This is a genomic window from Paenibacillus oceani (assembly GCF_014705615.1).
Lineage (GTDB): Bacteria > Bacillota > Bacilli > Paenibacillales > NBRC-103111 > Paenibacillus_AB > Paenibacillus_AB oceani.
This window is the reverse complement of sequence record NZ_JACXJA010000006.1, coordinates 347,491-357,276: the sequence shown is the minus strand read 5'-3', so window position 1 is coordinate 357,276 and position 9,786 is coordinate 347,491. Positions and strand designations below refer to the sequence as shown.

Here is a 9,786-nt window from a genome sequence, read left to right as displayed (position 1 = left end):
GATTCACACATATTCCCTGATAGCTCAGTTGGTAGAGCACTCGGCTGTTAACCGAGTTGTCACAGGTTCGAGTCCTGTTCGGGGAGCCATATGGAGAGATGTCCGAGTGGCCGAAGGAGCACGATTGGAAATCGTGTAGGCGTCAAAAGCGTCTCGAGGGTTCAAATCCCTCTCTCTCCGTTCTTCTTGTAAGGCCCGTTGGTCAAGGGGTTAAGACACCTCCCTTTCACGGAGGTAACAGGGGTTCGAATCCCCTACGGGTCACCATAAATCTTCAAAGAGCAAAAAAAAAGTAGTTGCATTTTGGTATCAAACTTGTTATATTAGAACTTGTCACTTCAACAACATGGACGCTTAGCTCAGCTGGGAGAGCATCTGCCTTACAAGCAGAGGGTCGGCGGTTCGATCCCGTCAGCGTCCACCATATACCTTTTTAACGACGCGGGGTGGAGCAGCCCGGTAGCTCGTCGGGCTCATAACCCGAAGGCCGCAGGTTCAAATCCTGCCCCCGCAATTAGCTTTACCAAGTATGGAGCTGTGGTGTAGTGGCCTAACATGCCTGCCTGTCACGCAGGAGACCGCGGGTTCGAATCCCGTCAGCTCCGCCATTTTAACAACCTCATACTTGAGGCTCGGTAGCTCAGTCGGTAGAGCAGAGGACTGAAAATCCTCGTGTCGGCGGTTCGATTCCGTCCCGAGCCACCATGTATGCATATGCCGCTGTAGCTCAATTGGTAGAGCAACTGACTTGTAATCAGTAGGTTGGGGGTTCAAGTCCTCTCGGCGGCACCACTCATGGAGGATTAGCGAAGTGGCCAAACGCAGCAGACTGTAAATCTGTTCTCTGACGAGTTCGGTGGTTCGAATCCATCATCCTCCACCATTTAATAATACCGATCAGGTGTATCATATAGGGGCATAGTTTAAAGGTAGAACAGCGGTCTCCAAAACCGTTAGTGTGGGTTCAATTCCTGCTGCCCCTGCCAGAAGAATATATTATAATATGGCGGTCGTGGCGAAGGGGTTAACGCACCGGATTGTGGCTCCGGCATTCGTGGGTTCAAGTCCCATCGATCGCCCCATATTTTACTAAAACCTATTGGGGATTAGCCAAGCGGTAAGGCAACGGACTTTGACTCCGTCATTCCCAGGTTCGAATCCTGGATCCCCAGTATTTCCTTTATAAGCTTGATCATATTTATGCGGACGTGGCTCAGTGGTAGAGCATCGCCTTGCCAAGGCGAGGGTCGCGAGTTCGAATCTCGTCGTCCGCTCCATATGTATTACGGCGCCATAGCCAAGTGGTAAGGCAAAGCTCTGCAAAAGCTCTACCCCCAGTTCGAATCTGGGTGGCGCCTCCACAACCATCATGTGCCCTTAGCTCAGCTGGATAGAGCGTTTGACTACGAATCAAAAGGTCAGGAGTTCGAATCTCTTAGGGCACGCTTTTTTTTGCCGGTGTGGCGGAATGGCAGACGCGCGCGACTCAAAATCGTGAGGGAAACCGTGGGGGTTCAAGTCCCTTCACCGGCATTGGTATGAAGAAATGCTCTTAGGTAACTGTTACCTGAGGGCCTTTTTTGTTTTCTCTGCTTATTTAGTTCGGGGTTGTCCCCAAAGTGCTCGTATGACGAGGAAGGTCCCCGCTACAAATGAAAGGACTTCAGCCTCCACGTAACCGTGGAAGATGAGGTCCTTTTTCTTGAGGCAAATCGGGTTCTGGATGAGGCGCACAAATCGCAAGATGATTTTGGAGACAGCCCCTAGTTCCCTGTACGCTAGCGGAGCTGTTACGATCGTGGTTCTGAACATGGGCCACAGCACACTAGGTTTTGATCCTCCCGCGAACCGACTTGGCGTATTCGGAAGGCGTCATGCCGGTGGAGCGCTTGAACGTTTTGGAAAAGACATGCACGCTGCTAAAGCCGACCATGGAGGCGATCTCGGTAAAATTGCACATCGCTTCGCGAATCAATAGTTTGGCCCGCTCGAGCTTGAGGTGCGTGAAATACTCCATAATCGTCTGTCCGGTGTGATGCTTGAATACGTCCTTAAGCCGGGTCTTCGATACCCGCAGCGCTTCGCTGAGCTGTTCCAGCGTGAGGGTGGAGCCAATCGATGCGTTCAACTGCTCGATGATTTTTGCGGTCAGTTGGTCTTCTTCTTTCTCCTTGGCGGCGAACGACAGCGGCCGTGTCCAGGCCGAACGGTCGTCTCTGCGGAGAAGACGGATCAGGAACATTTCCAGATACAGCTTCACCATCTGCTCGGCGCCTACTGCTGCGTCCGGACGACGGGAGAGCGGATACTGAAATGGAAAGTGAAACGCTCCTGCTCCCTCCTGCACGATCTTGGCAAGCAGATTCCGCTCTTCGTCGTCGAGCCGGATTACCGCTTCCTCAAACCGCTTCATAGCCGGCGAATAACAGTCGAACGTCAGTACGATGACGTTGGGTGCTTTATCGTTTTTGGCATAGAACCGATGGAACTCGTTAGGCTTATGAAAAATAATAGTCCCTTGGCTGATGAGATACGAACGTTCGTCCGCCCACACCTCGATCTCGCCTTTGTCGACATAAAGAAGTTCCCAGAAATCGTGCGATTCCCCGTAGAAAATAAAGTGTTTGCCGAACTCATAATAATACATCGTAATCATTTCGTTGATTATAATCGCCGGTTCCAGCCGCGTCCGTACATAGTCCATGGTCGTACTGCTCCGATCTTCTAACGTTGTGTTCATCATATCGCACATCCGGTATGTTGAAAAGCCGGAATCTTCCGCCCGATTTGTCCAAAATTGTGGCTTCCGAGACAAAGATTTGCCCGTAGTTTGCTCTTACAATAAGGGGGAACAAAGGAACAAACAATGGGGAGGTCGCCAATAATGAATGTGGGAGTTATCGGGTACGGCAACCGGATCAAGTCGGTTATCGCCAGTATCCAGAAAACCGATCCGTCCGTCGTCATCAAGGCGGTAGCGGATATACGCAAAGACGCATTGAAGGCGGATGAAGGACATATTCAACTGTACGATACGCCGGAGGCTATGATGGCTTCGGAGAAGCTGGACGGAATTATGATCGGCACGCGTTGTTCGCTGCATACCGAAATGGCGCTGAAGGTGCTGCCTACCGGAATTCCGTTGTTTATGGAGAAGCCGGTGGCGACTACGCTCGAAGATGCGCGCAGGCTGAAAGCCGGTTATGAGGCGGGGAAAAGCAAAGTTGTCGTGTCCTTTCCGCTTCGCGTAACGACGATCGTGCAGAAAGTAAAGGAGATCATTGATTCGGGCATGATCGGCACGGTCGAGCACGTTCAGGCGGTGAATAACGTTCCGTATGGCGGCGTCTATTTCCACCACTGGTACCGGGATGAGGAGGAAACGAAAGGGCTGTTTCTTCAAAAAGCGACTCATGATTTCGATTACATTACGTACATTCTTGGGAAAGAGCCGGTAGAAGTCGCGGCGATGGTTTCCAAGCAAATTTTCAAAGGAACGAAGCCGGCCGGTCAAAAGTGTGTCGACTGCGAAGAGAATCAGACATGTCCGGATAGTCTCGTTCACGGAACCCAGAAAAACAGCAGCTGGGAGTATTGCTGCTTCGCCGAGGATACCGGCAATGAGGATTCTGGAAGCGCTCTGATCCGTTACGACACGGGGATGCATGTATCGTATTCGCAGAACTTCTTTGTACGCAGAGAAGCGGGTGCCCGCGGAGCCCGGTTCATGGGTTACAAGGGAACGGTCGAATTCGATTTTTATACGAAGGAAATTAAAGTTATCATGCATCATGAGCCTTCCGTTCAAACGCACCGGTTCGATGCCGCTAATGACCATTTCGGCGGAGATGCTGTATTGGCCCAGAACTTTATTGATTTGATGCAAGGAAAGGAAAACTCGGTGAGCGATTTGGGTTCAGGTTTAACGAGCGCGCTGTTGTGCTTGAAAGCGAGAGAATCGGCTCTGACCGGTACGTTCCAGGAGCTGGTGTGGTAAGCCACAGCGCTAATCACAGCCTCGTTCATCCCGGGAGCGTATAAGCGGCCGAATAGCTAGACATGTACAATATTCCCGACGGTAGCAGCCGGACGTCCGTTTCTGGTATAATGGATGGTATCAAGTCAAGACGGCTCGCAAAGGCGGTGAACTTCCAATGTCTTCAATATCGGCGGATTTGTGCGAAGAAACTTGCAGCGGTTCGGAGTCTGCAGAATGGGAAACGGTGAAGCAGCGGATGCTGCCCGACGATTCCGTACTGAAGCTGGCCGATCTGTTCAAAGCGTTGGGCGATCCGACCCGGGTCAAGCTCATCTATGCGCTTATGCAGCGGGAGTTATGCGTGCACGACTTGTCGAGCGTGCTTGACATGGGGCAATCCGCGGTGTCCCATCAGCTCCGGTATTTGCGGAACATGCGGATCGTGAAGCGGCGCAAGGCAGGCAAGACGGTGTATTATTCGCTGGATGACGCTCATATCGAACAAATCTTTGAGCAGACGCTTCATCATATTCATCACGAATGACTCTCGTATCCGATACGGGAGTTTTTCTTTATCGTTACAGAATTCGGCAGGATCACATACAGGAGAAGAAACCGGCTCGCAAAAGGCAGTTGTTCTTGAAGCCGTTTTAGTTCTTTACTTCGAATTGATCCATTCATGAAGTAAACTTTAGATTCCCAGTAATGTCCAACAATATTGAAAAGTGGTATAATGATGGATAAGTTGTTAGTCTTCGGCAGTAGTGCGCTGCGGTCGTAACTCGCAAAGTTAGGGCCAGAGGGCCATGGTAGGTGAATCCGGCAATGAGACTTGAGGATGTAGTCGGCCGCAAGCTGAAGAAGGATCTGATTCTGAGTAACGGCATAGTGCTGATCCCGGCTGGAACCGTTCTAGAGAACGAGCAGATGGACTTTCTAGGCCGCCATTATATCGGGCTGGAGCGGCTGGAGCTTGAGCTCATAAGCGAACCGGAGCGTCCCTTAGCGACGAATGAGCCGCTTATTAATCAGGCGACGCAAGAGATTCGCGAAGTGTTCCATTATATGCGCCGAACCGGCAAAGTTCCGATGGAGGAAGTGCAAAGGAGCATTCTTCCGACGATCTCCCAGGCTGCGGAGTACCCTAGCTTATACAATGTACTGTCGGGACTCCAGGCGAAGGATGACTACACCTACAGACATAATATCGGTGTGGGCGTCATCTCTACGATGCTGGGCAAGTGGCTCCAGCTCGAAGACGAGATGCTTGGTCTGCTGACTACGGCGGCGACGCTGCACGATGTAGGCAAAATCCATATCGATGACGATCTGTTGAACAAGCCCGGGCGGTTTACTGACAAGGAATACGAGTTAATGAAAATGCATACGATATTCGGCCATGACATTATTAGCAATACGCCGGGTCTTCACCCGGATGTAGCGCTCGCCGCCCTGCAGCATCACGAGCGGGAGGATGGCAGAGGATACCCGTATGGCATCAATGGAATTGAAATCGCTTACTTTAGTAAAATCGTAGCCGTCGCGGACGTCTTTCACGCGATGACTTCGAAGCGGGCGTATAAAGAAGCGTCCCCGTTTTACGAAGTGATGCAGCAGATGATAACGGACGGCTTCGGCAAGCTCGATCCGGTCATATGCAATCTGTTCGTTCATCGGATGATGGATATGTCTGTGGGCAGCGACGTCGTGCTTACAGACGGCCGGCAGGCGCGCATACTGAACGTGCACCCCGGCGACCCCATTCATCCGTCCGTTCTTGCCGGTCACGATTACATCGACTTGCGAATGCACCGGCAACTCCATATTAAGTCACTCGTAGGGTAGGAAGGGGCAAGCGGCGGGATTGTATACCCGATGAACAGGGAAGGGCAGCAACTGGGCTGGAACCGCGGAACGGCCGGAGCAGGGACCATTCCTCGAAGCGGAGAGCGGTGCGCATACAGCTTATAGAGAAAGGGGCTGTTCCTTCCGTGTTCGCATGACATGGAACATCCTGATCTCCATACAAAAGGACCTCGCATTCCACTGTAACGTGGAGGATGAGGTCCTTTTTTCCGATATGTCGGATGTTTAAGTTCATTACCGAACTAAAAAAGGGTAAGGAGGGTCATCTCCTTGGACGAGTCAGCATGTTCAGCAGCGAGCGTCGCAAGTGCTTATTGCGGGTGACCGTTTGGCTTTCTGCTCTGCTTTGCAGCGAGGAAGAAGCCGAGTAGGAGCGGTTTGTACCCGTTATTTTGTCCAAAACCCGCTTGGATGGAGAAATAAGAGCGGTTTGAAGCTGTTAAAATCCGCGAAAAGGGTGCATTCCCCATCAGTTGGCTGAAATAAGGGGTACAAACCGCCTCTATTCGTCTCGCTCTTCCCCTTATGCCGAAAATAGAGGGTGTCAAAACCTCTTATTTGGTGGTGGAGCTTGTAAGCAATTTGGATCAGCTGGCCGTTCCCGCATCAATAAAAGATCGGCAGCGTAAAGCTGACCGTGCAGCCCTGCCCGGTATCGCTGTCCGCCCAGATGCGTCCCCCGTGATATTCGACGATTTCTTTCGCGATGGCAAGCCCCAGACCGCTCCCTTTGCCGGCGTTGTTCCGCGGCGTTCCTTTGTAGAACCGGTCGAAAATATAGGGCAGATCTTCCTTCGCTACGCCGGTGCCGCTGTCGCACACTTGGACGATCAGCTCGTCTTTGAAGGCGCGGCCGGTTTTTTTCTCGAAGATGATCTGGATCAGACCGTCGCGCGGCGTATATTTGAGCGCATTGAAAATCAGGTTGGCAAACACCTGGTCAAGCCGGTCTGCGTCCACATTCAAGACGACCGGCCGGTCGAGCGTGTCCTGAACTTCGAAACGGATACCGTGAGCGCTCACATCAAGCTCGAATTTCTCTTTGATTTGCCGGAGCAAGTCCTGCGCAGGCACTTCACGCATCCGAAACGCCGCCTGTCTCGATTCCAGCTGCGCCAGCTCGAACAAGTCCTGTATCAGCCGGTTGAGCGTAAGCGATTTGGAATGAATGAGCCGCAAATATTTGCTCATCTGCTCCGGTTCGGTCACGACGCCGTCGAGCATCGCCTCGACATATCCTTGGATCGAAGTAATCGGTGTGCGCAAATCGTGCGAGATGTTGGTCAGGAGCCGGATGCGCGACCGTTCGATGCGCTCCAGATCCTCGTTCATTTCCTCCAGCTGCTGCTTGGACTGCTGCAGGGACAAGGTCCGTTCGGCGATTTTCTCTTCCAGGTTGTTGTTCAGCTCGGTTAATTGCTTGTTCAGCTTCTCGAGCTCGTCCGTATGCTGGTTGGCTTCCCGAATCGCCTGCTTGAGCGTAAGCAACGTCTTCACCCGGGTAAGCAGCTCTTTTTTATCGATCGGCTTCATCATATAATCGTTAATTCCGGCGTCGAATCCTTCGTAGACGAATTCCGGCTTTTTCTCGGAGTACAGCATCATAATAGGCAGATCCATCATCGAGTAATGCCGGCGGATCGTTCTGCACACTTCAAACCCGGACATTTTCGGCATAAACGCATCCAAGATGATCAGATCCACCGAGCTGGTCTCGCTGATCGTCCGGATCGCCTGCAAGCCGGAGGTCGCCGTGCTGATCGCATAAGGCTCGAGCGACAGCTGATTGTACAGCACTTGCAGGTTAACCGGCTCGTCGTCAACGATCAGGATATGAGGCGCCCGTGACTTGGACTCGCCCGCTTGGACCATCTGCTCGAGCAAATGTCCGATCGCCTGCAAATTCTGGTCGATCTCCTCGATCGGCATCGTGTACGCCCGGCTGGACGGCAAGGTGAATGTAAAAGTCATGCCGGCGTTATTCTCGGACTCTACCTGGAGATCGCCTCCGTGCATCTGGACGAGCTGGCGCGTCGTCGCCAGACTGATCTCCGAGCCTCCGGCATGCAGCCGCTCGGACCGGATCGCTTCGCGCAGATCCAACAGCTCCTCGCGGGATAACATAACCCCCGCATTCGATACGCAGATCTCGACCCATTCCCCGGCTTCGCGGGCGGACACGGCAATGACTCCGGATTGCGACTGCTTCACCGAGAACGAGATCAGATGGACGAGCATCTGCTGAAGATGGGCTTCGTCGGCGACCACATAAGGGATATCGGGTCCTATATCGTTACGCAGAACGACGTTCTGACCGATTAGCAGCGGTTTGCTGGCAGACAGTACCACCTGGGTCATCTGCTGCAGATCGACCGGCTTTTTGCGGATCGGAATCGTCTCCCGGTCGCGGAGCTGATAAAAGTCCAGCAGGTCGTTGACCATTGCCGTCAGCCGCCTGCCGCTGCCCGCGATAACCGACAGGTTGGAGCGCTGCACCGGGCTCATGCCCGCTGCCGAATGCTCCAGCATCGATTCGGCCAGCCCGACGATCGTACCGAGCGGGACGCGTAGCTCCTGGGACGTATGGGTCAGAAATTCATCCTTCAGCCGGTCGGCGGACAACAGCTTGCGACTCAATTCCTCCACCTTGGCGAACGCTTCCGAGAATGCGCTCGACAGCATGTACGTCTGGACGATGACAAAGATGAACAAACCGTATGCGGACAGGCTGCCGGTATGGAGCAGGCCGTTGTAATACAGCAGATCGTTCATAACGGTGAGCGCGTATACCGCCCCCGCCGTACTGAACGGAATCGCTCCTTTCCTGTTTAGCCTGATCGCTTGCAAAAGCACGTACATCATATACAGCACCGAGCTCAGCACGTAAGCCTGGAACAGAAACAGAATGCACGTATAGATGATTGCCGGGAACACCGCAATCGTCACTGCGGCCGTGACCGCGAATAGATCCATCAGCCGGATCCAGCGCTCCGATACTTCCGCCGGGTAAGAATGATACAAAAAGCGGAGGAATACCGGGACGCATGCGACCATGCCAATGTATTCGATCTTGCGCGACAGCTCCCAAGGAAAATCGGGGGCCAGGAGGGCGAGCAGCACTTCCCCGACGACCAGCAGCCGCAAGCTTGTAAGGAAGCAGTACAGGCCGAAATACAAGGCAAGCTTATTTTTTCTACGGAACCAGTACAAGCTGATATGGTAAATGCCGGCGAGCAGCAGACAGCCGAATATAAAGGCGTCGAAGCTGTTGCGCAGATTCGTTAAGCCGGCGATTTGCCGATCGTTGCCGATCTCGATGGATGCCCATATTCCGCCTTTGCGCTGGACGAAGTTAGAGATCTGAAATAAGATTTCCGCATTTGCGCCGGAAGACTGGAAGTATACGGTTCGCACCGATTCTTCCGGTACGGTGCCGGAGCTGCTGGTGCTTGCGATGCCGCTCTCCGCGACAGCTTGTCCGTTAATCCACAGCTTGTAGGCGGAAGCGATGGGCGGTATACGCAGCGCAGTGATCCCGCTGTCCTGCGGCAGCTGAACGATAAGCCGGAACGTGGCAAAGTCGGCTCCGCTCCGGGCATCCCATGATTTGGGGACCGGATAATATTCGGGCTCCCGAAGCTGAGGTGATTGAAAATGTTCCGGTTCAAGAAATTGGTTCCAATATACTTCCCATTCGCCGTCCAGGCGAAACGTGCCGTACTGACTGAAGTTCCATAATGAGGCGTTCAGTATGCCTTGCTCGGCTACCGGCTGCTTCGGAAACGTGCGCGAGCTGGATGAAGGAGTATAGATGATAAGAGTGAGCAGGAGCAGCGCGAGTGCCGCAAGTAACGGTTTCAGCCTTTTGTTCATCGAATTCCCCGATAAAGTGTCATATTGGATACATGACTATATTTTAACACATAATGGGAGAGACCGGA

5 protein-coding genes and 16 tRNA genes are annotated in these 9,786 nt (G+C 52.9%); 19 read left to right on the top strand and 2 right to left on the bottom strand.

The features are described 5' to 3' along the window. Positions 1 to 13 precede the first annotated feature (13 nt). The 16 genes from IDH45_RS06955 to IDH45_RS06880 all read left to right on the top strand — a co-directional run bounded on the left by IDH45_RS06955 (position 14) and on the right by IDH45_RS06880 (position 1,533). Positions 14 to 89 (top strand) — tRNA-Asn (locus IDH45_RS06955). Positions 90 to 92: 3 nt separating this feature from the next. Beyond that, positions 93 to 180, top strand: a tRNA-Ser gene (locus IDH45_RS06950). Between the two features lie 12 nt (positions 181 to 192). Next, a tRNA-Glu gene (locus IDH45_RS06945) sits at positions 193 to 267 on the top strand. 81 nt (positions 268 to 348) lie between these two features. Further along, positions 349 to 424, top strand: a tRNA-Val gene (locus IDH45_RS06940). 16 nt (positions 425 to 440) lie between these two features. Beyond that, positions 441 to 514: transfer RNA gene (locus IDH45_RS06935), tRNA-Met, on the top strand. 17 nt (positions 515 to 531) lie between these two features. After that, positions 532 to 608, top strand: a tRNA-Asp gene (locus IDH45_RS06930). A 21-nt stretch (positions 609 to 629) separates the two neighbouring features. Continuing rightward, positions 630 to 705: transfer RNA gene (locus tag IDH45_RS06925), tRNA-Phe, on the top strand. A gap of 11 nt (positions 706 to 716) precedes the next feature. Continuing rightward, positions 717 to 792, top strand: a tRNA-Thr gene (locus tag IDH45_RS06920). 5 nt (positions 793 to 797) lie between these two features. Further along, positions 798 to 883, top strand: a tRNA-Tyr gene (locus IDH45_RS06915). A gap of 29 nt (positions 884 to 912) precedes the next feature. Then, positions 913 to 986 (top strand) — tRNA-Trp (locus IDH45_RS06910). A gap of 20 nt (positions 987 to 1,006) precedes the next feature. Beyond that, positions 1,007 to 1,082: transfer RNA gene (locus tag IDH45_RS06905), tRNA-His, on the top strand. An 18-nt stretch (positions 1,083 to 1,100) separates the two neighbouring features. Beyond that, positions 1,101 to 1,172, top strand: a tRNA-Gln gene (locus tag IDH45_RS06900). A 30-nt stretch (positions 1,173 to 1,202) separates the two neighbouring features. Beyond that, positions 1,203 to 1,277: transfer RNA gene (locus tag IDH45_RS06895), tRNA-Gly, on the top strand. Positions 1,278 to 1,287: 10 nt separating this feature from the next. Further along, positions 1,288 to 1,361, top strand: a tRNA-Cys gene (locus IDH45_RS06890). A gap of 10 nt (positions 1,362 to 1,371) precedes the next feature. Further along, positions 1,372 to 1,445 (top strand) — tRNA-Arg (locus tag IDH45_RS06885). Positions 1,446 to 1,454: 9 nt separating this feature from the next. Then, positions 1,455 to 1,533, top strand: a tRNA-Leu gene (locus IDH45_RS06880). A 292-nt stretch (positions 1,534 to 1,825) separates the two neighbouring features. Here the strand turns inward: IDH45_RS06880 and IDH45_RS06875 are convergent. Then, positions 1,826 to 2,704: an AraC family transcriptional regulator gene (locus tag IDH45_RS06875; protein WP_190925947.1), complete on the bottom strand. Its 879-nt coding sequence runs from the start codon at positions 2,702 to 2,704 to the stop codon at positions 1,826 to 1,828. 180 nt (positions 2,705 to 2,884) lie between these two features. On the opposite strand from IDH45_RS06875, the gene IDH45_RS06870 reads away from it, so the two are divergent. From IDH45_RS06870 to IDH45_RS06860, 3 genes are all read left to right on the top strand, one after another. Continuing rightward, positions 2,885 to 3,997, top strand: a complete 1,113-nt coding sequence (locus tag IDH45_RS06870) for a Gfo/Idh/MocA family protein (protein WP_190925945.1) — start codon at positions 2,885 to 2,887, stop codon at positions 3,995 to 3,997. A 157-nt stretch (positions 3,998 to 4,154) separates the two neighbouring features. Further along, a complete protein-coding gene (locus IDH45_RS06865; RefSeq protein WP_190925943.1) occupies positions 4,155 to 4,523 on the top strand; it encodes an ArsR/SmtB family transcription factor in 369 nt (122 codons plus the stop codon). 281 nt (positions 4,524 to 4,804) lie between these two features. Further along, the gene (locus IDH45_RS06860; RefSeq protein ID WP_190925941.1) at positions 4,805 to 5,824 is read left to right on the top strand and encodes an HD-GYP domain-containing protein; all 1,020 of its coding nucleotides are present in this window, start codon (positions 4,805 to 4,807) and stop codon (positions 5,822 to 5,824) included. Between the two features lie 627 nt (positions 5,825 to 6,451). Here the strand turns inward: IDH45_RS06860 and IDH45_RS06855 are convergent. Beyond that, complete coding sequence (locus IDH45_RS06855) at positions 6,452 to 9,718, bottom strand: ATP-binding protein (protein WP_190925939.1); 3,267 nt, start codon at positions 9,716 to 9,718, stop codon at positions 6,452 to 6,454. Positions 9,719 to 9,786: the final 68 nt, after the last annotated feature.